Source organism: Ruegeria sp. CDSA246 (assembly GCF_059611225.1).
Window position 1 is genome coordinate 45,368 of the sequence record NZ_JBXWPD010000013.1, and the last position, 21,452, is coordinate 66,819.

Annotated in this window: 20 protein-coding genes; 14 read left to right on the forward strand and 6 right to left on the reverse strand. The window is 56.7% G+C overall.

Features of this window, described 5'->3' with window-relative positions; translation table 11 throughout:
- The first annotated feature begins 27 nt into the window (after nt 1-27).
- From iolG to iolB, 8 genes are all read left to right on the forward strand, one after another.
- On the forward strand, nt 28-1,026 hold the full coding sequence (gene iolG, locus AC2FI9_RS16855) for an inositol 2-dehydrogenase (protein WP_496769220.1): 999 nt from the start codon (nt 28-30) through the stop codon (nt 1,024-1,026).
- 136 nt (nt 1,027-1,162) lie between these two features.
- The gene (locus tag AC2FI9_RS16860; RefSeq protein WP_058277254.1) at nt 1,163-2,104 is read left to right on the forward strand and encodes a sugar ABC transporter substrate-binding protein; all 942 of its coding nucleotides are present in this window, start codon (nt 1,163-1,165) and stop codon (nt 2,102-2,104) included.
- Nucleotides 2,105-2,185: 81 nt separating this feature from the next.
- Nucleotides 2,186-3,310 carry an ABC transporter permease gene (locus tag AC2FI9_RS16865; protein WP_496769221.1) on the forward strand — a complete coding sequence of 375 codons (1,125 nt, stop codon included), beginning with the start codon at nt 2,186-2,188 and terminating at the stop codon, nt 3,308-3,310.
- Nucleotide 3,311: 1 nt separating this feature from the next.
- Nucleotides 3,312-4,130: an ATP-binding cassette domain-containing protein gene (locus AC2FI9_RS16870; RefSeq protein ID WP_496769223.1), complete on the forward strand. Its 819-nt coding sequence runs from the start codon at nt 3,312-3,314 to the stop codon at nt 4,128-4,130.
- A gap of 82 nt (nt 4,131-4,212) precedes the next feature.
- Nucleotides 4,213-6,045, forward strand: a complete 1,833-nt coding sequence (iolD, locus tag AC2FI9_RS16875; RefSeq protein WP_496769225.1) for a 3D-(3,5/4)-trihydroxycyclohexane-1,2-dione acylhydrolase (decyclizing) — start codon at nt 4,213-4,215, stop codon at nt 6,043-6,045.
- Nucleotides 6,042-6,941 (forward strand): myo-inosose-2 dehydratase, encoded by a 900-nt coding sequence (gene iolE / locus AC2FI9_RS16880; protein WP_496769227.1) that lies wholly within the window; start codon nt 6,042-6,044, stop codon nt 6,939-6,941. The genes iolD and iolE overlap by 4 nt, the downstream gene beginning before the upstream one ends.
- Before the next feature lie 49 nt (nt 6,942-6,990).
- Entirely contained in the window at nt 6,991-8,172 is a 1,182-nt protein-coding gene (locus AC2FI9_RS16885) for a phytanoyl-CoA dioxygenase family protein (protein ID WP_496769229.1), read from the forward strand.
- A gap of 48 nt (nt 8,173-8,220) precedes the next feature.
- Nucleotides 8,221-9,027, forward strand: a complete 807-nt coding sequence (gene iolB / locus AC2FI9_RS16890; protein WP_472725092.1) for a 5-deoxy-glucuronate isomerase — start codon at nt 8,221-8,223, stop codon at nt 9,025-9,027.
- Between the two features lie 9 nt (nt 9,028-9,036).
- On the opposite strand, the gene AC2FI9_RS16895 is transcribed toward iolB, so the two are convergent.
- Genes AC2FI9_RS16895 through iolC form a run of 3 tightly spaced genes read right to left on the reverse strand, consistent with a single transcriptional unit; the run spans nt 9,037 to nt 11,699 of the window.
- The gene (locus AC2FI9_RS16895; RefSeq protein WP_496769231.1) at nt 9,037-9,876 is read right to left on the reverse strand and encodes a class II fructose-bisphosphate aldolase; all 840 of its coding nucleotides are present in this window, start codon (nt 9,874-9,876) and stop codon (nt 9,037-9,039) included.
- Complete coding sequence (locus AC2FI9_RS16900; RefSeq protein WP_496769232.1) at nt 9,873-10,709, reverse strand: 5-deoxy-glucuronate isomerase; 837 nt, start codon at nt 10,707-10,709, stop codon at nt 9,873-9,875. The genes AC2FI9_RS16895 and AC2FI9_RS16900 overlap by 4 nt, the downstream gene beginning before the upstream one ends.
- Before the next feature lie 9 nt (nt 10,710-10,718).
- A complete protein-coding gene (iolC, locus tag AC2FI9_RS16905) occupies nt 10,719-11,699 on the reverse strand; it encodes a 5-dehydro-2-deoxygluconokinase (RefSeq protein WP_496769234.1) in 981 nt (326 codons plus the stop codon).
- Nucleotides 11,700-11,814: 115 nt separating this feature from the next.
- Here iolC and AC2FI9_RS16910 point away from each other — a divergent pair, with 115 nt between their 5' ends.
- Nucleotides 11,815-12,918 carry a Gfo/Idh/MocA family protein gene (locus tag AC2FI9_RS16910; protein WP_496769236.1) on the forward strand — a complete coding sequence of 368 codons (1,104 nt, stop codon included), beginning with the start codon at nt 11,815-11,817 and terminating at the stop codon, nt 12,916-12,918.
- A gap of 39 nt (nt 12,919-12,957) precedes the next feature.
- Nucleotides 12,958-14,091: a Gfo/Idh/MocA family protein gene (locus tag AC2FI9_RS16915; protein ID WP_496769237.1), complete on the forward strand. Its 1,134-nt coding sequence runs from the start codon at nt 12,958-12,960 to the stop codon at nt 14,089-14,091.
- Here AC2FI9_RS16915 and AC2FI9_RS16920 read toward each other — a convergent pair whose 3' ends face one another.
- The 3 genes from AC2FI9_RS16920 to AC2FI9_RS16930 form a co-directional block, all read right to left on the reverse strand.
- Complete coding sequence (locus AC2FI9_RS16920) at nt 14,092-15,090, reverse strand: LacI family DNA-binding transcriptional regulator (RefSeq protein ID WP_496706616.1); 999 nt, start codon at nt 15,088-15,090, stop codon at nt 14,092-14,094.
- A 268-nt stretch (nt 15,091-15,358) separates the two neighbouring features.
- The gene (locus tag AC2FI9_RS16925) at nt 15,359-16,198 is read right to left on the reverse strand and encodes a hypothetical protein (RefSeq protein ID WP_496769239.1); all 840 of its coding nucleotides are present in this window, start codon (nt 16,196-16,198) and stop codon (nt 15,359-15,361) included.
- Between the two features lie 74 nt (nt 16,199-16,272).
- Nucleotides 16,273-17,187, reverse strand: coding sequence for a LysR family transcriptional regulator (locus AC2FI9_RS16930; protein WP_282152132.1), 915 nt, complete (start codon nt 17,185-17,187; stop codon nt 16,273-16,275).
- Nucleotides 17,188-17,287: 100 nt separating this feature from the next.
- Between AC2FI9_RS16930 and AC2FI9_RS16935 the strand changes: the two genes are divergently transcribed.
- The 4 genes from AC2FI9_RS16935 (at nt 17,288) to AC2FI9_RS16950 (ending at nt 21,404) form a co-directional block, all read left to right on the forward strand.
- Nucleotides 17,288-18,247 (forward strand): tripartite tricarboxylate transporter substrate binding protein, encoded by a 960-nt coding sequence (locus AC2FI9_RS16935; protein ID WP_472725086.1) that lies wholly within the window; start codon nt 17,288-17,290, stop codon nt 18,245-18,247.
- A gap of 69 nt (nt 18,248-18,316) precedes the next feature.
- The gene (locus tag AC2FI9_RS16940) at nt 18,317-18,784 is read left to right on the forward strand and encodes a tripartite tricarboxylate transporter TctB family protein (protein WP_109310957.1); all 468 of its coding nucleotides are present in this window, start codon (nt 18,317-18,319) and stop codon (nt 18,782-18,784) included.
- A 6-nt stretch (nt 18,785-18,790) separates the two neighbouring features.
- A complete protein-coding gene (locus AC2FI9_RS16945) occupies nt 18,791-20,305 on the forward strand; it encodes a tripartite tricarboxylate transporter permease (RefSeq protein ID WP_496769241.1) in 1,515 nt (504 codons plus the stop codon).
- Nucleotides 20,298-21,404, forward strand: coding sequence for a lyase family protein (locus tag AC2FI9_RS16950; RefSeq protein ID WP_496725093.1), 1,107 nt, complete (start codon nt 20,298-20,300; stop codon nt 21,402-21,404). The genes AC2FI9_RS16945 and AC2FI9_RS16950 overlap by 8 nt, the downstream gene beginning before the upstream one ends.
- Nucleotides 21,405-21,452: the final 48 nt, after the last annotated feature.

The window sequence follows — 21,452 nt, forward strand, 5'->3', positions numbered from 1 at the left end:
CACCTGAGAATTGATTCGGGGGACCGTATGTTGAAGATCGGATTGCTGGGGGCCGGACGTATTGGTCGCGTGCATGCGGAAGCGATTTCGGCACACCCCAAAACCGAATTGACAGCTATTTCAGACGCGGTGAATGATGCCGCTGTAGGATTGGCTGCTGAGTACGGAGCCAGGGTGCAAAGCTCTGAGGAGATTATCGGTGATTCCACCATTGATGCGGTTCTGATCGCAACGCCTACCGATACGCATTCCGATCTGATCGAAGCGGCAACGCAGGCCGGCAAAGCGGTCCTGTGCGAAAAACCCGTCGATCTGAACCTTGAGCGAGCAAAAATTTGCCAAAAAGCCGCGGGCGCGACTGGTCAACCGGTCATGCTTGGCTTCAACCGTCGCTTCGACCCAAATTTCCAGACGCTGAAAGCCGCCTATGATGCGGGCGAGGTCGGTAAAGCTGAACTATTGTCCATTACGTCGTTTGATCCGGCGCCGCCTCCGGTAAGTTATGTCAAGGTATCAGGCGGGTTGTTCCGGGACATGATGATCCATGATTTTGATATGGCCAACTACCTGACGGGACAAATTCCTGTCACCATTTCAGCCGTGGGAACCTCGGTCGTCGATCCGGAAATAGGGCAGGCCGGTGACGTGGATACGGCTGTGGTAACAATGACTTACCTGGATGGAAGCCTCGCTGTTATCAAGAACTCGCGGCGGGCAGCATACGGGTATGATCAACGGGTCGAACTGCTAGGCTCAAAGGGCCTTTTGCAGGCGCATAATGTCCTTGAGAACTCAATTGTTAAATCAACGGCTGAAGGCGTGACCGGAGCGAAGCCAACATACTTCTTTCTTGAACGCTACATGGCCGCTTACCGCGCCGAATGGGATGCGTTTACGCGCGCCGTTCAGTCCGGCTTGGACGTGCCGGTAACACTTGAGGATGGTGTCGCGGCGTTGGCTATGGCCGAAGCCGCAACGCGCTCGGCGCAGTCCGAAAGGCCCGTTGCGATGGAGGAAGTTTTTTGAAACCGGTTGCAAAATGATCGGATATCCGGAAACTGAAGGAAGCCCGATCACCGATCGGAGCAGACGAGATTCGGTTTAGCCGAATGGCCGGGCGGACCCGGCACCAAGATTGAATTTTCTATTGGGAGGAATGGAAATGAAAAAAATCGTAAAAGGTGTGCTGATGGCCAGCGCAGTCGCATTTGCCGGCGCCACAGGCGTTGCGGCGGAAGGCGAGAAATATATTCTGGTCAGCCATGCTCCGGACAGTGACAGCTGGTGGAACACCATCAAGAACGGTATTGCCCTGGCGGGCGATCAGATGGGTGTTGAGGTTGAATATCGCAACCCGCCCACCGGTGACCTTGCCGACATGGCGCGGATTATCGATCAAGCCGCCGCTTCGGGACCCAATGGTATCATCACCACGCTTGCCGACCCGGACATTCTGGAAGGTCCGATCAAAGCCGCCGTGGATTCCGGTATCGACGTCATCATCATGAACACCGGCACGCCGGAAAAGGCGCGCGAAGTTGGTGCGCTGATGTATGTCGGACAGCCGGAATATGACGCTGGATTGGCTGCTGGCCAGCGCGCCAAAGGCGATGGCATCAGCTCGTTCCTGTGCGTGAACCACTACATCGTGCAGCCATCCAGCCAAGAACGCTGTCAGGGCTTTGCAGACGGTCTGGGCATCGAACTGGGCGAGCAGATGATCGACGCAGGACAAGATCCGGCCGAGATCAAGAACCGCGTTCTGGCATACCTGTCGGCAAACCCCGACACTGACGCCGTTTTGACACTTGGCCCGACTTCGGCTGACCCGACCATTCTGGCACTGGAAGAAAATGGCATGGCCGGTGACATCTACTTCGGCACCTTCGATCTGGGTGGCGAAATCGTCAAAGGCATCAAAAGCGGCGTGATCCAGTGGGGCATCGACCAACAGCCTTTCCTGCAGGCCTACCTGCCAGTTGTCGTGATGACAAACTACCACCGTTACGGCGTTTTGCCGGGCAACAACATCAACTCTGGCCCCGGTTTTGTGACCGCTGACGGGTTGGAAAAGATCGAAGAGTTCGCGGGCGAATACCGCTGACCTTCAAAACGGTGCGGACGCATGACGTGTGTCCGCACCACCTGATGCAAGCATTCAGACGAACGCGCCAAGGAGGCAACAATGGCTGAGTCAGCGCAATCCGCAGTCGGCGGCGACGAGCGGGTAAAAGAGATCTCACCCCTGCGCCAGGCCCTGATACGCCCCGAATTGGGCGGAATGGTCGGCACAGTCGCGGTGTTCACGTTTTTCCTGCTGTTCGCTTTTGACAGCGGCATGTTCACCAGCCAGGGCGTGATGAACTGGTCCGTGGTTTCCGCGCAGTTCATGATCATCGCTGTTGGTGCCTGTTTGCTTATGATTGCGGGCGAGTTTGACCTTTCTGTCGGCTCAATGATCGGGTTCGCAGGCATGATGATCGCGATTTTCTCGGTTACTCTTAGCTGGCCGGTCTGGATTGCTATTATGGTGACCTTTGTACTTTGCGTCTCGATTGGGGCCCTGAACGGCTTTATCGTCGTGCGCACCGGGTTGCCAAGTTTTATCGTAACGCTGGCCTTCCTGTTCATTCTGCGTGGCTTTACCATTTTCCTGCCGCAAACCATCGAGCGGAAGACCATCATTGGCGGCATCCGGGATGTGGCCGAAGGTGACTGGCTGGCATCGATGTTTGGCGGCAAGATTGGGCAGGGCTTTTTCGTCTGGCTGGGCGATAATGGCATTATAGAAACTTTCGAACGCGGTACGCGCGAGGGTCAGCCGGTGGTTGATGGGATCCCGATGCTGATCATTTGGGCCATCTTGATTATCATCTTCGGCCATGTGCTTCTGACCAAAACAAAGTTTGGCAACTGGATCTTCGCCTCTGGCGGTGACGCTGAGGCCGCGCGAAACTCGGGCGTTCCGGTGAACAGAGTCAAAGTTCTGATGTTCATGTTCACCGCCTTCTGCGCGACGGTTTTTGCGACCTGTCAGGTGATGGAATTCGGTTCCGCCGGTGCGGATCGCGGGTTGCTGAAGGAATTCGAGGCCATCATCGCCGTGGTGATTGGCGGCGCGCTGTTGACCGGCGGATACGGCTCGGTTTTGGGTGCGGCCCTTGGGGCGCTGATCTTTGGCGTGGTGCAGCAGGGGCTGTTCTTTGCCGGGGTCGAAAGCTCTCTGTTCCGGGTGTTCCTGGGTGTGATCCTGCTGGGTGCCGTGATTCTGAACACCTACATTCGTCGCATCATCACAGGAGAACGCTGAGATGACCGAAGATTCAAAATTCCACCACGGTGATGCACAGGACAAAAAGCCGATCATCCAGATGATCGACATCCAAAAGCACTTCGGTTCCGTAATTGCTTTGGCTGGGGTCAGCTTTGATCTGAAGCCAGGGGAGTGTCACTGTCTGCTAGGCGACAATGGTGCGGGTAAATCGACCTTCATCAAGACAATGTCCGGGGTCCACAAGCCGACAGCAGGTGAGATCATCTTCGAAGACAAACCTATGCACTTCGAGGACCCGCGCGATGCCATTGAAGCTGGTATCGCAACCGTGCACCAGCATTTGGCGATGATCCCGCTGATGAGTGTCAGCCGGAACTTCTTCATGGGCAACGAACCCACGCGCAAAGTCGCTGGGATGAGCTTCTTCGATAAGAAGCTGGCCGACGAAATCACCATGGAAGAGATGCGCAAGATGGGCATCAACCTGCGTGGGCCAGATCAGGCCGTCGGCACTTTGTCCGGGGGCGAACGTCAGACGGTTGCGATTGCACGGGCCGTGCATTTCGGTGCCAAAATCCTGATTTTGGACGAACCGACATCGGCACTGGGTGTGCGTCAGACATCAAACGTTCTGGCGACCATCGACAAAGTACGCAGCCAGGGTGTGGGGGTTGTTTTCATCAGCCACAACGTGCGTCACGCGCTGGCTGTGGGCGATCGCTTTACCGTGTTGAACCGTGGCCAAACACTGGGCACCGCAAAACGCGGCGAAATCTCGCCCGAAGAACTACAGGACCTGATGGCAGGTGGTCAGGAACTGGCCCAGCTGGAAGGGTCTTTGGGCGGAACGGTCTGACGCGATCCTGCGCAGACCCAGCTTTCGAAAAACTGGTATTCAACGAATTGGCCTGAGTGGCCTCAAGTTGAAAGGGATCAATATGGGCAAGACTATCAGATTGACCGCAGCGCAAGCTCTGGTCCGCTACTTGGGCGCGCAGATGAACGAGGCCGGAGAGCCGTTTGTCGCAGGTGTCTGGGCTATTTTCGGCCACGGCAACGTGGCTGGCCTGGGTGAGGCGCTGCATGCTGTAAAAGACAGCCTGCCGACCTATCGCGGCCATAACGAACAGACGATGGCGCATTGTGCTATCGCATATGCGAAGCAGATGCGGCGCACGCGTGCGATGGCGGTGACGTCGTCCATTGGACCGGGTGCGACCAACATGGTGACAGCCGCCGCCTTGGCACATGTGAACCGGTTGCCGGTGTTGATCATCCCCGGGGATATCTTCGCGACGCGCGGTCCTGATCCTGTGTTGCAGCAGATTGAGAGCTTTGGGGACGGAACGGTCAGCGCGAACGACTGTTTCAAACCTGTCAGCCGTTACTTCGACCGCATCTCAAGGCCAGAGCATCTGCTATCCGCTCTGCCGCGCGCCTTCCGCACGATGACAGACCCCGCTGATTGCGGGCCGGCAACACTGGCCTTCTGTCAGGATGTTCAGGCCGAGGCCTATGACTATCCCGAAAGCTTCTTTGAGCCCCGCGTCTGGTACCAGCGTCGCATTCGCCCCGACGAAGGCGAACTGGCCCGCGCCGTCGCTGCCATCAAAGCGGCAAAGCGCCCGGTCATCGTGGCCGGGGGCGGAGTTCACTATTCGGGCGCGACGGATGCGCTGCAGAGTTTTGTGGAAACGCACAATATCCCGATCACTGAGACACAAGCAGGCAAATCCGCCCTGGCATGGGATCATCCACTGAACCTTGGACCCGTGGGCGTGACCGGTGGCGAACCGGCAAACTCGGTCTGCGCTGAAGCGGATCTGGTGCTGGCCGTTGGCTCGCGCTTGCAGGATTTCACGACCGGCTCATGGGGTTTGTTTTCGAACCCACAGCGCGAAATGATTTGCCTGAATACCGCTGCCTATGATGCTGAAAAGCACGGCGCGATGCCCCTGCAGTCAGATGCGCGCGTTGGGCTTGAGGAGCTGGGTTCGGCTTTGCAAGGATACCGTGCCGATCCTGTGGCAGATACGCTTAAGGCGGATTGGTACGGCAAGGTCGACAAACTGACCGATGCCCCTGGCGACGGCAATGCGCTGCCGACCGATATGCAGGTGGTTGGTGCGGTCCAGCGTGCCTCGAACAACGATACTGTCGTCATGTGCGCGGCGGGCACCATGCCCGGAGAACTGCACAAGCTGTGGAAAGCGCCGCGTTCGGGTGCCTATCACATGGAATATGGTTTCAGTTGCATGGGGTATGAGATTGCCGGTGCGATGGGCATCAAGATGGCGCAACCGGATCGCGATGTGATCTGCTTTACCGGCGATGGCACCTATATGATGGCGAACTCGGAAATGGCTTCGGCTGCGATGATGGGTATCTCGTTCACCGTGGTCATTACCGACAATCGCGGCTTTGGCTGTATCAACCGTCTGCAGATGGGCACAGGTGGAGCCGAGTTTAACAATCTGCTGGATCATGCTGTGCACGAGAACCCCTCGGCCATCGATTTCGCGGCCCACGCCGCGGCAATGGGCGCGACCTCGGTCAAGGTCAGCTCGATTGCGGCACTGGAAGACGCGCTTGCCAAGCGTGGCGATGTCAAAGGGCCTTATGTGGTGGTCATCGACACCGATCCGTACCCCTCGACCGAATACGGCGGGACGTGGTGGGAAGTGGCGGTTCCGGAAGTCAGCATCCGCCCCGAAGTGAACGAAAAACGCGCGGCCTATGAGCTGGCGATCAAGGAAAGAAACACGAAATGAGCGTGAAAATCGGGATTTCTCCGATCGCCTGGCAGAATGATGACCTGCCGGACCTGACCGCTGCGTATACGATGGAACAGGCGCTGAAAGAGGCGCGCGAGATCGGATACACCGGTGTGGAGCGTGGTCAGCGGATGCCCAGCGATACCGAAGGGTTGCGTGCCTATCTGGAAGGCAGCGACATCGCGCTCTGTGGCGGGTGGTGCTCGGGTGCCTCGCTGGTCAATGATTTCGCTGCAGAACGTGAGGCCGTGCGGGAACAGGTTGAGCAGTTTGTCGCCTTGAACAGCCCGTGCATCGTCTATGCGGAATGCTCGAATACCGTGCAGGGTCAAGCGGGTACGCCGGTGAACAACCGACCCAGGCTGACCAAAGACGAAGTGTTGGCCTATGCCGCCAAGATCACCGAGCTGGCCAAATGGATGGCCGACCAGGGTATGCCGATGGCCTATCATCATCACATGGGCACGGTCATCGAGACAGAGGATGACGTGAACTGGTTGATGGAAGGGTCTGGACCCGAAGTAAAGTTGTGCTTTGACACTGGTCACCTGCTATTCGGTGGTGGCGATGTGATGGCAACGCTGAACCGTTGGGGTGATCGCGTGCATCATGTGCATTTCAAAGACATCCGCCCGGCCATTGTGCAGGACGTAAAAGAAAATGACCGCAGTTTCCTGGACGCGGTCGTTGCCGGAGCTTTCACCGTGCCGGGCGATGGTTGTATCGATTTTCAGGCCGTGGCGAATGCGCTCAAATCCTTGGGTTACAACGGATGGATCGTTGTCGAGGCCGAACAGGACCCGGCCAAGGCACCGCCATATGAATACTCCAAGAAAGGTTACGAGCACATTCTCGACGCCTGTGGACAGGCGGGTTTGGAGGTCCAGGCGTAACGACTCTCCCTACGGGGTTAACACCTAAGCCATGAAAAAGGAGAAGATCATGGTAGATCAACAGTTAGGTTTTATCGGCTATTTCGACCGGGAATCCTGTGATCTGGATGAATTCAAGGTGTTGACCTCGCAGAAACTTACAGCCGATGTCGTCCCGTACGCCACCACGATCGAAAAGAACGTTCCAGTTTATGACATGGACGAGCTGCGCCCTGCGCTGGAAAACGTAGGTAAGCGCAAGGCTCTGCTGGCCGAGTGGGGCCATGTGTTGGACAAATCGTCAGGCGTAATCGTTCTGAAACGTGCGTTCGCCGATACGTCCGTGATTGACCGCGCAACCGATGTCTTTCGCCAGATCATAGCTGACGAAAGACAAAGCGGCGCGGGAGAGGGTGACCACTTTGCGGCGTCCGGGGCCAATGATCGGATCTGGAACGCCCTGCAAAAGCAATGTCAGCGCGACCCCGAGGGTTTTGCCCTCTATTTCGGGAACACGGCTGTTGCTGCAGCCTGCGAGGCGTGGTTGGGGCCAAACTATCAGGTCACGGCACAGATCAATCAAGTGCGTCCAGGCGGTAAAGCGCAGCAGGCGCACAGGGATTACCACCTTGGATTTCAGAGCGCAGAAAGTGCTGCGCGCTATCCAGTGCACGCACATCTTGTTACGGCATCACTGACATTGCAGGGGGCGATTGCCCATTGCGACATGCCAGTCGAAAGCGGGCCAACGAAGCTGCTGCCGTTCTCGCAGATTTATCCGCCGGGCTACCTGGCGTTTCATGACGAGGGCCACCGCGCGCATTTCGAAGACTGCTATATCCAGCTGGCGCTGGACAAGGGGGATGCTGTGTTCTTCAACCCGGCACTGTTCCATGCGGCTGGTGAAAATCGCAGTGCGGATATCGACCGAATGGCGAACTTGTTGCAAATCTCATCTGCATTTGGCCGCGCAATGGAAGCTGTTGACCGACGGTCTATGTCCGAGGTGGTATTTCCGTCGCTTGTTGCGTTGAAACAACGTGGACAGCTGAAAGGGGCCGAACTGGATGCAGTCATCGCCGCCACGGCAGAGGGATACCCGTTCCCGACCAATCTGGATACGGATCCTCCGGTCGGTGGCAACGCCCCGGAAAGTCAGGCCGACATTTTGCGTCGTGCTGTGTCAGAAGGCTGGACCGAACAACAATTGGCCGAGACATTCTCGGCGCTGCAAACAAGGCAAGCTGCCTGAAGGAATACGGGCGGGCATTCCACGCCCGCCCCACACGGAGAAAAACACATGGCCGACCTGCTCAAAAAGCCCTTTGGGACCAGAGGTAAAGTGCATGACATCACTCCGGCCAGTGCCGGGTGGCGCTATGTGGGGTTTGGTCTTTACCACCTTCGGGCAGGCGATACAGTGGCCGAGGCAACGGGTGATCGCGAGGTCATTCTGGTCATGGTCGAGGGCAAGGCCCGCATCGCCGGAGCTGAGCGGGACTGGGGTGTTCTGGGCGATCGGATGAACGTTTTTGAGAAGACGCCGCCGCACTGTCTTTATCTGCCGAACGGCACAGAATGGACGGCCACAGCCGAAACGGATTGCGTGATTGCGGTGTGTACAGCCCCGGGCAAGAGTGGCCACTCTGCGCGACGCATCGGCCCCGAAGGCATTACTTTGACCGAGCGCGGCAAGGGCGTAAATACGCGCTATATCAACAACATCGCGATGGAGAATGAGGACTATGCTGATAGCTTGCTGGTGACCGAAGTGTTTACGCCAAACGGGCATTGGTCATCGTATCCCAGCCATCGACACGATGAAGATGATTTTCCGCGGATCACCTATCTGGAAGAGACCTACTACCACCGTCTGAACCCGGCAAACGGGTTCGGGATCCAGCGTGTCTATACCGATGACGGGCAGTTGGATGAGACTATGGCTGTATCCGATGGCGATGTTGTTTGCGTGCCCCGCGGTCATCACCCATGCGGCGCACCTTATGGGTTCGAGATGTATTATCTGAACGTTATGGCCGGACCGCTGCGCAAATGGCGCTTTGTTCCGGCCCCCGAAGTTGAATGGATCATGGAGCGCGACGCGTAACGCCCACGCCTACCTTTGCGCAGGGGAACCAAAGGCCCGAATGACCATGCGAGCTGCCGCCTCAACCGGGTCGTGGGTCTCTTTCAGGATCGTCACGCGGTCAAAACTGTCAGGGTCTCGGTTGACTGCCTCGCGCAGTGCGTTACCAAATGCCATGCGCAGTTCTGTCCCGATATTGAACTTGCAGATCGACGTTTCCTTCGCCAATCGGCTGCGTTGTTCCACGGGCACACCAGAACCGCCATGAATGACCAACGGAACACTTGTCGCAGCGTCGATTCCGGCGATGCGAGCCTCGTCCAATCCGCCTTCTTTGTTTTGTTGCAGATGAACGTTTCCGACTGAGATGGCCATTGCGTCCACGCCGCTTTCACGAGCGAACTGCGCGGCCTCGTTTGGATCTGTCCCGTTCGATCCTTCGCCGCCGGAATAGCCGACAAAGCCGATCTCACCTTCGCAGGAAATACCGGCCGCATGGGCCATTTCTGCAATGGCTGCTGTTTCGTCGATGTTTTGCTGCAATGGCTTACGCGATCCGTCGAACATCAACGACGTGAACCCGCTGTCCAATGCGATCTTGCAGTCCTCGAATGTATAACCGTGATCCAGATGGGCCACGACCGGAACCGAGGCATTTTCGGCCAGGAAGCGAAACATCTTGCCCAAAACAGGCAGGGGTGTGTGCTCGCGACAGCTTGGGCCGGCTTGTAGGATCACCGGCGCATTTTCAGCCTCGGCTGCGGCTACATAAGCGCGCATATCCTCCCATCCCAGCGTAACAAGCCCGCCAACAGCGTAGCCGTTTTCGTATGCGGGGGTGAGGACGTCTTTGAGCGTGGCGAGGGTCATTTGAATTTGGCAATCATGTCTTTGATGCCCGGAATGGTCTCGACCTGATAGGCATGGATTGGTTGAAAGTACTGAACCAGCGAACGCTGAGTCAGACCGCCCAGGATGGTGAAATAGTACATCTCGTATCCCGGCAGAACACAGCAGGGGTGGTACCCCTTGTCGATGCAGATCGTTGAGCCGTCGACGATGTGGTACGCATCGCCCGGTTCGTTGTCCTCACGCTGCAACATCTGAAGGCCCGATCCCCAGTTGGGTTTGAAACGGAAATTGTAGGTCTCGTCGTGCCGCGTCTCGTCGGGCAGACGGTTCGTGTCATGCTTGTGGCTGGGGAAGCCGGACCAGCCGCCCTGACCCACGGTGAACAGCTCACTGATCAGCAGGCGACCCACTTTGTCGTGCTGTTTCTGGCCGAGGATGTGTTTGATTTTGCGATGAGTTTTCGTGTCGTCGCTGCCGTATTGCACAAGGTCGTGTTCACGCACATCGAACGGATCCAGTACCTTGTCGTACTTAGCGCCCGCTATGAAGATTTCGGTTTCATCTGACACGCAGACCAGTTGGACCTTAGCGCCGACCGGCACATAAACGCCTTCCGGATCCCCATCCCAGACGTCTTCGCCCCGCTTGCCCAGCTTGGCGAACTGCTCGCCTTCTACATCGATATCGACACTGCCCGTGGCGGGTACGATACACGTCTCATATCCGGGCACCTGATATTCAAATGCTTCGCCCTTTTTCAGTTTGACGATGTTGAAGTAATTCAGCGGAACCGTTGGATCATCGGCGTCGACGATCGGTTTGTTCTGATTGTCATAGGGAGCGATGTGCATGAGAGGTTCCTATGTCGTTGGGCCGGGATGGGCGGCAAGAAATGCGTCCAGTTCCGGAGTTGTTGGCATGGCCGGAGCGCAGCCGGGCTTGGACACTACGATTGAGGCGCAGGCTGAGCCGCGCATAGCCGCAACCTTAAGCTCGCTTCCAGCGGCGATCGAGGCCAGCAGGCCAGCCATGAAACTGTCGCCAGCACCGTTGGGTTTGACTGCTGTGACGGGATAGATGCCGGTTTCGATTTCCTGATCATCGAGCAAAGTGACCGCGCCCTTTTCGCCCATCTTGTAGATCACGATCCGGCCCGGTTTCGCCGCCAACTCCTTGGCTTTGGCGAAGCCTTTGTCGATGTCGCCTGCCATGAACCCAAATTCTTCGTCATTGCCGACGATTAGATCGCTTGCTTCGCCCGCGCGCGACAGGACTTCGGCGGCAACCTCAGGTGATGGCCAACTGTAGGGACGGTAGTCTATGTCAAAAATTACCGGCAAACCCGCATTGCGGGCGTTTTCGAACGCGCGAAACGTGGCGCTGCGCGAGGGTTCAGCGGCAAACACCGTTCCGGCAGATATCACGGCAGAAAATTTGCCGTAGTCGACCTTGTCCATGTCATCCTCGGTCACCTGAAAGTCGACTGCGCCGTTGCGGTAGATGACATTCTGAAATTCTTCGATCCGGCTTTCGTAAACGGCCAGAGACATGCGGTATTCACCACGGACGACGCGGATATAGGACGTGTCTACACCGTAGTGAGCAAGTTTATTCAGGCAGAAGCGGCCAACCGCATCATCTGAGACCGAAGTGATCAAGGATGCCTGGCTGCCAAGTTTGACCAGCCCCGCGCAGATATTTGCCGATGAACCGCCCAGATCGGCGTGAAACGTGTCGGCGTCTTCGCTTTTAACACCAACGGGATCGGCATACAGGTCCATGCCCGCGCGTCCAAAGACCGCGAACCGGTTTCCTTTGATACCGTCTATCAAAGCGCTCACGTCATGTCCTCCGGCAAAAATGGGCTGGCGAGGATCGTTGGTCCTTGCGTTGAATCGATTCACACGATACTGATTTTGCAACCGGTTGCAAATACATTGTTCGGAGCCGTTGCAGATGCCTGAAATCGGAATTGGAATAATCGGCGGTGGCTATATGGGCAAAGCTCATTCAGTCGCGATGTCAGCCGTAGGCGCAGTGTTCAACACAGCCTTGCGGCCACGACTTGAGATGATTTGTGCGTCCACGCCCGAAAGCGCCGAGCGATACCGTGCGGCTTACGGCTTTCATCGCGCGACCTCGGTTTGGTCTATGCTGGTCAATGACCCGGCAGTGGAGGCTGTCGTGATTGCCTCGCCTCAAACAACGCACAGACAGATTGCAGAGGCCGCGTTAGCCTTGGGCAAGCCTGTGTTGTGCGAAAAACCACTGGGGTCGTCGCTCGATGATGGGCGCGCGATGGTTGCCGCGGCCGAGGCCGCAGGCGTGACCAATATGGTCGGGTTCAACTACGTCAGAACGCCCGCAACACAGTTTGCCCGTCAGTTGATAGCCAACGGTGAATTGGGGGACATAACCTGGTTCCGTGGTGAGCATACTGAGGACTTCTATGCCGACCCCGACGCTCCGGCTACATGGCGAACGTCCGGAATGGCCAACGGTACAATTGGGGATCTTGCCCCACATATGGTCAACGGTGCTTTGGCCCTGATCGGTCCGATTGTCGAGGTTATGGCCGAAGTCGAAACGGTTCATAGTGAACGCCCAGGCGGCACTGTCACCAATGATGACCACGCGCAGATCATGTGCCGGTTTGCCGGTGGTGCGATGGGTAATATATATGTCAGCCGAATCGCGACAGGCCGAAAGATGGGCTATGCCTATGAAATTACAGGCACCAAAGGCGCAATCCGGTTCGATCAGGAAGATCAGAACGCCCTGTGGCTCTATCGGCGCGAAGGACCAGAGGAAGAAAGGGGCTTCACCAAGATCCTGACGGGTCCGGCGCACCCCGATTATGAGCCTTTCTGTCAGGGCCCCGGTCATGGAACAGGTTATCAGGACCAGATCATCATCGAGGCCAAAGATTTTCTTGAGGCCATTCACACGGGCAAAACGATTTGGCCCACATTCCGTGATGGGCATGAAGTCAACTGCGTCCTTGCCGCCGCGCTGAAATCGTCAGAGCAACGGCAGTGGCAGGACGTCAGCACTGTCTGAACACAAAAACTAAGAGATCATCTAAGAGAGACGAGAACCATGGCAAAGCTGAAATGGGGCATGATTGGTGGTGGTGAAGGCAGTCAGATCGGACCCGCACACCGGTTAGGAGCGTTGGCGGATGGGATGTTTGAATTCGCTGCGGGTGCTTTGGATCACCGACCCGATGTTGGGCGAGAATATGCGCAACGACTTGGGGTGGCGTCGGATCGCGCCTATGGCGACTGGCAGGAAATGCTGGCCGGGGAAAAGGACCGTCCCGACCGGGTTGATCTGGTGACCATCGCCACTCCGAACTCCACCCACTTTGAGATTGCCAAAACGTTCCTTGAAGCCGGGTTCAATGTTTTGTGCGAAAAGCCGATGACGATGACCGTGGAAGAAGGTGAAGAGATCGTCCGCGTGGCAGAGACCTCGGGCAAGATTTGTGCGGTGAATTATTGCTACTCTGCTTATCCGATGGTGCGCCAGGCGCGTGCGATGGTTCGCGCCGGGGATATTGGCAAGGTTCGTCTGGTTGTGACGAATTTCAGCCATGGCCACCATGGTGACGCGACAGACGCCGATAACCCGCGGGTGCGGTGGCGCTATGATCCGGCGATGGCGGGTGTGTCTGGCCAGTTCGCAGATTGCGGTATCCATGCGCTGCACATGGCCAGCTTCATCAGTGACGATGAAGTAAAGTCCCTGTCTGCCGATATGGCATCGACCATTTCAAGCCGCGAACTTGAGGACGACGCCATGGTCAACTTCCGGACCGAAGGCGGTGCTGTCGGGCGGTTGTGGACCTCTTCGGTGGCAATTGGGCGTCAGCACGGGTTTGACATTCAGGTCTTTGGCGAAACCGGAGGTCTTCGCTGGACGTCCGAGCAGCCCAATCAGTTGATCTATACGCCTGTCGGTGGCCGTACACAGATCATCGAAAAAGGAGAGGGCGGTCTTCACGACGATGCGCAACGATTGTCCCGTGTGGCGATTGCCCATCCCGAAGGGTTCCCGCTGGCCGTGGCCAACATCTATTGCGATCTTGCCGACGCTATTCGCGGAGAGGCGCGTGATGGTCTGCCTACACCTGCCGACGGAGTGCGGTCGATCGCAGCCGTGCATGCCGCAGTGGCGTCTGCGAAAAATGACGGGGCATGGACGGACGCGCGCCCACCGATGTTTCGCTGATCAGGGTCGGGGCCGCAATGTGCCCCGCTCGATCACACGGCAGGGGAAAATACGGGCCTCGGGGTAACGCTCGGGGTCTTTCAGCATCTCTTCGACCAGATCGACGGATGCGGTAATGATTTGTTTGATCGGCTGATGAATCGTCGTCAGGTCCACGCTTTCCCAGCGCGACATTTCCATGTCGTTCAGGCCGATGATGCCGATGTCTTTGCCCGGTTTCAGCCCGTGATCGGACAATGCGGACAGGGCACCTATGGACAGAATATCGTCGCCGCAAAAGTACCCTTCTGCAGGGCCTTCCGCCAGTTGCTGAAGCATTTCTTCTCGCCCGGCTTCAAATGAATAGGCGCCTGCGAAGCAATGCGTCACTTCGAGTTTCGGGTGCTTTTCAACTTCTTCCATGAAGCCGCGATACCGATCCATCGCCGATGTCGCATCTTTTGGGCCGCCCAGATAGCCGATACGGCGATACCCCCGCGACGACAGCTCGCGCGCGGCCATGCGTCCGCATTCAACGTTGTCTATGCCTACAACATGCACCTCAGGTGACGTCGCAGATCGACCGAAAGTGTGCACTACCGGAACACCTGCATCGTGGAACGCCTTGGCAAAGCTGGGGGGCAAGGTAGATGAGGCGACGATGGCAGCATCCACAGAATACTGCCGCAGCATTCGGACCGAATTTGTCGGCTCGGTTTCGTCGGTCAGGTTCACGATCAGCGGACGCAGGCCGCGTTCCTGCAAAGCGCGGGTGAACTGGTCAAAGACCTCAAGAAAAATGGGGTTGTGGAAGTTGTTAGAAATCAAACCGATCAACTTGGTGCGTCCGGTTGTCAGCGAAGAAGCCAACGCGTTTGGGCTGTACCCCAGTTCGGCTGCAGCCTTCTCCACCTTACTACGTGTCTTTGGTGATACGGACGCGCCTTCGGTAAAAGTCCGCGATACGGCAGAGCGAGATACACCGGCCAGTGCGGCCACTTCTTTGAGGGTCACACTCATGGCTGGCACCGATGGGTTCGGGGGTGGCTTTCAGTCAAATTCATGGGAAAATACTACGCCTTATTGCGTCGGGTTTGCAATCGGTTGCAACGCTGTACTGAAAAGACGTTGGTTTCCTTGCAAAGGGGCATGTCAAGGCTTTGGCACTCCGACTTGGTTGCAATCTGTGGGTCCAGGCGTTGTGTCGAAGGTGGTATCAGCAGGCGCACCTTACTTAACAACACTGACATTACGTGGCCAGCAACTTGAGAATACCCCTTTTCCGACCTCATTGAAGCAATGACCATTCAAGACGGTTATCTCCGCACACTTCAGCCCGAGCGCGCATTGCCCCGCCTTTGGTGGGCATAGTGACGATTGTGCCTTCTTTGACGGGCGACAAGGGTGTTGTCGTCCATTGCAGTCTTTGTTCCGGGGTAACATGCTTAAGAGGGCGCTGCAGGCTGGGTTCTTCGTAAAAAACGGGGCGATGAGGTGCATAAACGTTCAGGGAAGTCATCTTGTAGGCGGTGAACACATCAAACGGCTTACTCTGTTTTATGGCCGCCCGCATGGAATACCGCCACGCATCCAAACCTGCTGGTGACACATAGAGAATAGCTACTGCGCCGGCCATAGAATGCAGCCTCAGCCAATTACTGTTCTCAGTCGAAGCGAGTGCAAGGTTGTAATACGCGCGGTGGCTGAAACGTTGAACATAGCGACGTGTCCAGGGAAAGCAGCCGAAGGGCGAAACCCCCAAATAAACAACGTCCGCATCTTTTGGAATTTCAGGAATGGTCAGGTCTTCGGTCGACGCGGAGACATCATCCTCCAGAACCAATGCCGGGAGCGTTTTGATTGTCTCAAGCGCTGCAAGGTGGGCGCGGGCGCAGTTTAAGGCATGGCTTTGTCCGGCGCTGCCTTCTGAAAATGAAAAACTGATGTCGTGCCTGTTCATCAAGTTGGTCATATGAAGCCGTCTGCTATTGTTATCGGGTAAATTGATGACCCGGCAGTCTGCGACGATTGCGCTCAACTTTTTCATTTTGGTGTCCGTCAGCTGCGCCACGCAATTCGCGCAGCCCATGAATGATCGTGGATCGGGGGTTTCAAGATGCTTGAGCATCGGCTCTGTTGCAATCGTTGCTTTGGCCTATGCATGGCATGGAACATGGGCCTGAATCTGCCTGACAACGACTGTCAGGCAAGAGACAAAGTTGGGCTGTTCTTGCATAGCTCGGACGCCTGCCAAAACAGGACGTCCTCAAAATCCTGAAGCGCCTGAGATTTCTCCTGCGTTGCGGGGTACAACAAACCAAAGGTCATCCAGCGCTCTGGTGCGATTGGAACCAGGGCCAGACGTTCTTTTGTTTCCTGTGCTGCGACCAACTCGTCAGCAATGGTTATACCGGCGCCTTCCGCGACAAGCGAACAGGCAAGCTGGGACGCCGCGACTTCGCAGGTATGTCTGGGATTGACGCCCGCAGACCGGAAGATGTCATCAAGCTGTTCGCGTAATAGAAGCCCGTTCATCAGTCGAATGACCGGCTCGCGGGCGAGATCAGTGGCGGTTACCGACTTGCGATCAGACAATGCATGCGCAACAGGCAAAACAGCCTGCGCCCGGACCCGCAGCAGGGGTTTTGTCCTGACGCCCGGATGCTCGACCGGCAATGCCCCGATGCCGATGTCATATTCACGTCCGGCAAGCCATTTGCTGGCTTCGCGCCGCGCCCGGATATCCAAGGTTACGTTTGTATCAGGGTGGGCTTGCAAAAACATCGCAAGTGCGGGGGCCGAAATTGCCCGGGCGATACGCGGCATCGTGACCACGCGCAGTGTTTCTGTACGTCCGGCTTTGATCTCTGCAGCGATGCGGGGCACTTCATCAAGGTTGTCCAAGATACGCCCCGCTTCACGGTAGAACGCCAAACCTTCACGTGTCGGCGTCAAGTTGCGGCCACTGCGGTCAAACAGGGTCAGGCCCAATTCTGCCTCAAGCCCGGAAATCAGTCGGCTGATTGCAGGCTGACTCAGGTGCAGGATTTCGGATGCGGCCACGAGCGTTCCTTCGGAAAGGGTTGCACGAAAGGCGCGAAGGGCTTTGATATTCATTAGGCGGACTCTTTACGATTTTGCAAGATAAGATAACATCTTTGCATTTTTTTTAACACTGAATTTAAGCTAATTTTGATCGCATCTTAGGGAGGATGCTATGAAGCGTAGAACAATTCTCACTGCTGTTCTGGCGGCAGTAACCGTGACTGCAACAGCAACAGCAAGTTTCGCAGCCGACTGGCCGAAACGTCCGATCAACCTGGTTGTTCCTTACAAAGCCGGCGGCGGTACAGACGCTTATGCCCGCGCTATTTCGGCAGCAGCCGAAGGCATTCTGGACGTTCCAGTTGTCGTCGTGAACAAGCCCGGTTCGGGCGGTCTGAATGGTGCGAACTCGGTCGTGGGTGCACGCCCTGACGGCTATACATTGATGATGACTTCGGGCGGTTCGTTCCTGTTGTCGACCATGACACGTGACACCGATATAGATGCACTGGACAGCTTTGAGTTTGTTGCTCAGGTCGGTCAGCTGCAAACGTCGCTGATGGTGCCGCTGAACAGCCCGTTCGAGTCCGTTCAGGACGTGATCGACGCGGCCAAAGCCAACCCCGGTCAACTGCGTTGGGCCCATTCGGGTCGCGGAGGCTTCCACCACGTTGGCGGCATGGGCTTTCTGGCCAGTAACGACATCGAAGCTCAGGACGTACCGTTCAAAGGTGGCGGACCGACCCGTGCGGCACTGATCGGTGAACAGGCTGACTTTGGTTTCCTAGGTGTTCAGCAACTGGCCGGGTTTGAAGAGCAGCTTCGCGCCCTGGCGGTCAACAGCCAAGAACGTGATGGCATCATGAAAGACGTGCCTGCGTTTGGCGAACTGGGCATTCCGTTTGCCGCTGTTTCTTCGCCGGTGATCGTGTTCGCCCCGAAGGGCACACCGGCCGAGGTCGTTGCCGCGATGGAAACTGCGCTGGAGCAGATCGCCGCGAAACCCGAATTTGCCGAACTGCTGGCCTCGCGCGGAACAGGCCCGGTCTATCAGAATGGTGCGGACGCCAAAGCAACGCTGTCCGCCATGAAAGAGGACGCCGCTCCCCTGGTCGAAAGTCTGACCAACTAAAGTCCTCGGGGCCGGGTGGATATTCTTCCCCCGGCCTTTTTGTATCTAACGCAATCAGGGAGGAACGATATGCGCGCCTATGCAGAAGGCCTTGTGCTTGCCCTTATTTCCATCGTTGCCATTTGGGGCGCCTGGCAAGTGCCAGCAGCTTCGCCAGGGGATACCTGGGCTGGCATCGTACCATTTTCAGCATCCATCGCACTGCTGTTTCTTTCCGGCCTGTTACTGTTAGGTGCCGTCCGTCAACCGGCTGGCGATACCGGTCAGGAACAGGATAACGGCGCAACCCTGCAGATTATCGGTCTGTTCATCATCGCCCTAATCTATCAGCAGTCATTCCGCTGGTTTGGTTATCTTTTGCCAACAGCGATCGCTGCGCCGGTCGTTTTGTACTTCTTCGGAGTTCGCAGCTGGATCGGTCTGGCGGTTTCCGTCGTTCTGTGCCCGTTGATCTTCCACCTCATCTTTTTTGTGCTGCTTGGTGTGTACCCGCCTTATGGCGAGGTCTTTGACCTGCTCAGCTGGATACAGGGGTAAATCGTCATGGAAATTTTCCCCGCACTTCTTTCGGTCATAACCGACCCCAGTTTGCTGTTTGCCATCGTGCTGGCCGCAGCTGTGGGCATGGTCGTTGGGGCCACGCCCGGTCTGACCGCATCGGCAGCGATTGCCATGCTGCTGCCCATCACCTTTTACATGTCGCCACTATTCGCGCTCGCCTTCCTGTATGTGATCGGTAAATCCGGTCGCTATGGCGGATCGATCGCGGCAATTCTGTTCAACACGCCGGGCACTGCAGCCAGTGCCGCGACACAGATTGACGGTTATCCCCTTGCGCGCGCTGGGCAGGCTGGAAAGGCGATGAAGGTCGCGACCATATCATCAGTCATCGGTGACCTCATGGGGGATATCCTGCTGGTCGTCGGTGTCGGTTTCATTGCGGCTATTGCCCTTAAGCTTGGCCCGCCAGAAACCTTTGCGATCTACTTTGCAGCCTTCGTGGTCATCGGTTCGGTCATCGGCAGCTCAATCGTCAAAGGATTGGCATCTGCCCTGATGGGTATTTTGATCGCCATGGTCGGATTGGACCCAATCTCAAGCGAAGAGCGCTATACCTTTGGCTCGTTCGACCTGTCCAACGGGATTGGCCTTGTGCCCCTGATGATCGGTGTATTCGTTTTGGGAGAGGTCTTTGCCCAGTTGGAAACGCGCCGCAAGGCAACCGGTGAAACCAAAGAAAATGAAAGCACGGAAGACGGCAACAGCCTGACATGGGAAGAGTACAAACCTTGCTTGCCTCATGCGTTCCGTGGAGGCTTCATCGGTGCAGGTATCGGTGTGCTGCCAGGTCTGGGTTCGGCTATTGCGGCGTTCATTTCGTACGGTGAAGGCAAACGCCGCGCCAAAAACCCCGAGAAGTGGGGCAAGGGCGCGCTGGAAGGTGTCGCAGCACCCGAAGCTGCAAACAACGCGGTGTCCGGTCCGTCGATGGCCCCGCTGCTGACGCTGGGCATCCCGGGTTCGACAATTGGTGCGATCCTTTTGGGTGTTTTCCTGATCCACGGCATCCAGGTCGGACCAACCCTGTTCCTGACCGACAAAGAGCTGGTCTACAAACTGTTCGCCTGCGGGATGTTGGGTATCGTGGCCTATGGTCTGATCGGTTACTTCGGTGCCACTCAGGTTGCGCGAATTATCCTGAAGATCCCGACCAATGTCCTGTACCCGCTGATCTTCCTGACCGCGTTTGTCGCAGCTTATTCTGCACGTGGATCAATGTTTGACGTCACAGTCATGACTTGCGCGGGCTTTGCCGGATGGCTGATGCGGAAATACGACTTCAACGTTGCGGCATTTGTCATTTCGTTCGTGCTGGCCAAAGGTGCTGAAGAGACATTCCGTCAGTCGTTGCTGATGTCGGAGGGTGGCGCCCTGATCTTCGTTGAACGTCCGATCGCTTTGGCCTTCCTGGTCATCGGCGCAGGGGCAATTGCCTACCGTATCCGCGGGATCATGAAAGGGCGCAAGATCGCGAAGGGAGCATTAGAAGATGCTTGAGCACTCCCTCTATCGCGACTGCTTTTCCAGCGCCGATATGCGGTCCGTCTGGTCGGAACACGCCACGATCTCGGCCTGGTTGAAGGTTGAACAGACACTGGCCCATCACCAGGCGTTGGAAAACCTAATCCCGCAAGAGGCTGCAGATGCGTTGGATGCGGTGTCAGTCTGCAATCTGGATACCGAGCGGTTGCACGAAGACATGATGCTTGTCGGGCGCCCGATCGTTGGTCTTGTCGAACAATTGCGAAGGCAGGTCGGCGACCATGCGGAAAAGGTCCACTATAGGGCGACAACGCAGGACATTATGGACACCGCTCTGGCCCTGCAAATGAAGATCGGTCTGGAGCACATCCAGACCGGACTGCAAAGACTGACCACCGCTATTGAGCAACACATCGATCAGCTTGGTGATACTATCATGATCGGTCGCACAAATGGACAGCATGCCTTGCCTATTCGGGCTGAAACCAAACTGACCGTCTGGAAAGTTGAACTGCAGCGGCGTTCACAAGCGTTGGAAGAAGCGGGCGTTCGCGGTTTGAATGCCCAGATTGGTGGCCCCGTTGGCGATCTGCGCGGTTACGAAAACGGGACCGGACATCGCATCAAGGAAGGCGTTGCGGCCACTTTGGGTCTGAATGTAGTTGAACCCCATTGGCAAAACGCCCGTGACGGGCTTGCCGATGTTGTAACTGCGCTGGGAGGGCTGTGTGCGACGCTGTGCAAGATCTCGCATAACGTCAATCTGTTGTCTTCATCGGATATTTCCGAATGTTCCGAGGTGCATGAAGCCGGTAAAGGCGCGTCTTCGGCTATGGCGCACAAACAGAACCAGCGCGCGTCAGAATTCGGAGAGGCCGTCGCCCGGCTTGGACGACAGCGGGCTGAACAGATCGGCGAATTCACCACCCATCAACACGAACGTTCGGGTGGTATGTGGATCGGCGAATGGATCGTCATCCCAGAGACGTTCTTGCTGACTTCGGGCGCTTTGTCATGGGTCGAAACGATCTTTGCGAACCTGGTTGTGGACTCTGAATCCATGGCCCGCAAGGTTTCCGACTTTGAGTATAGCACGGCTGGGAAAACGCACTGAAGCGATAAGATTGGTCATATCACCGCTCTTTTTTCGAGCGGTGATTAA

Coding starts and splice junctions, on each gene's coding strand:
- iolG (WP_496769220.1), top strand. CDS start 28: ATGTTGAAGATCGGATTGCTGGGGGCCGGACGTATTGGTCGCGTGCAT.
- AC2FI9_RS16860 (WP_058277254.1), top strand. CDS start 1,163: ATGAAAAAAATCGTAAAAGGTGTGCTGATGGCCAGCGCAGTCGCATTT.
- AC2FI9_RS16865 (WP_496769221.1), top strand. CDS start 2,186: ATGGCTGAGTCAGCGCAATCCGCAGTCGGCGGCGACGAGCGGGTAAAA.
- AC2FI9_RS16870 (WP_496769223.1), top strand. CDS start 3,312: ATGACCGAAGATTCAAAATTCCACCACGGTGATGCACAGGACAAAAAG.
- iolD (WP_496769225.1), top strand. CDS start 4,213: ATGGGCAAGACTATCAGATTGACCGCAGCGCAAGCTCTGGTCCGCTAC.
- iolE (WP_496769227.1), top strand. CDS start 6,042: ATGAGCGTGAAAATCGGGATTTCTCCGATCGCCTGGCAGAATGATGAC.
- AC2FI9_RS16885 (WP_496769229.1), top strand. CDS start 6,991: ATGGTAGATCAACAGTTAGGTTTTATCGGCTATTTCGACCGGGAATCC.
- iolB (WP_472725092.1), top strand. CDS start 8,221: ATGGCCGACCTGCTCAAAAAGCCCTTTGGGACCAGAGGTAAAGTGCAT.
- AC2FI9_RS16895 (WP_496769231.1), bottom strand. CDS start 9,876: ATGACCCTCGCCACGCTCAAAGACGTCCTCACCCCCGCATACGAAAAC.
- AC2FI9_RS16900 (WP_496769232.1), bottom strand. CDS start 10,709: ATGCACATCGCTCCCTATGACAATCAGAACAAACCGATCGTCGACGCC.
- AC2FI9_RS16910 (WP_496769236.1), top strand. CDS start 11,815: ATGCCTGAAATCGGAATTGGAATAATCGGCGGTGGCTATATGGGCAAA.
- AC2FI9_RS16915 (WP_496769237.1), top strand. CDS start 12,958: ATGGCAAAGCTGAAATGGGGCATGATTGGTGGTGGTGAAGGCAGTCAG.
- AC2FI9_RS16920 (WP_496706616.1), bottom strand. CDS start 15,090: ATGAGTGTGACCCTCAAAGAAGTGGCCGCACTGGCCGGTGTATCTCGC.
- AC2FI9_RS16925 (WP_496769239.1), bottom strand. CDS start 16,198: ATGCTCAAGCATCTTGAAACCCCCGATCCACGATCATTCATGGGCTGC.
- AC2FI9_RS16930 (WP_282152132.1), bottom strand. CDS start 17,187: ATGAATATCAAAGCCCTTCGCGCCTTTCGTGCAACCCTTTCCGAAGGA.
- AC2FI9_RS16935 (WP_472725086.1), top strand. CDS start 17,288: ATGAAGCGTAGAACAATTCTCACTGCTGTTCTGGCGGCAGTAACCGTG.
- AC2FI9_RS16940 (WP_109310957.1), top strand. CDS start 18,317: ATGCGCGCCTATGCAGAAGGCCTTGTGCTTGCCCTTATTTCCATCGTT.
- AC2FI9_RS16945 (WP_496769241.1), top strand. CDS start 18,791: ATGGAAATTTTCCCCGCACTTCTTTCGGTCATAACCGACCCCAGTTTG.
- AC2FI9_RS16950 (WP_496725093.1), top strand. CDS start 20,298: ATGCTTGAGCACTCCCTCTATCGCGACTGCTTTTCCAGCGCCGATATG.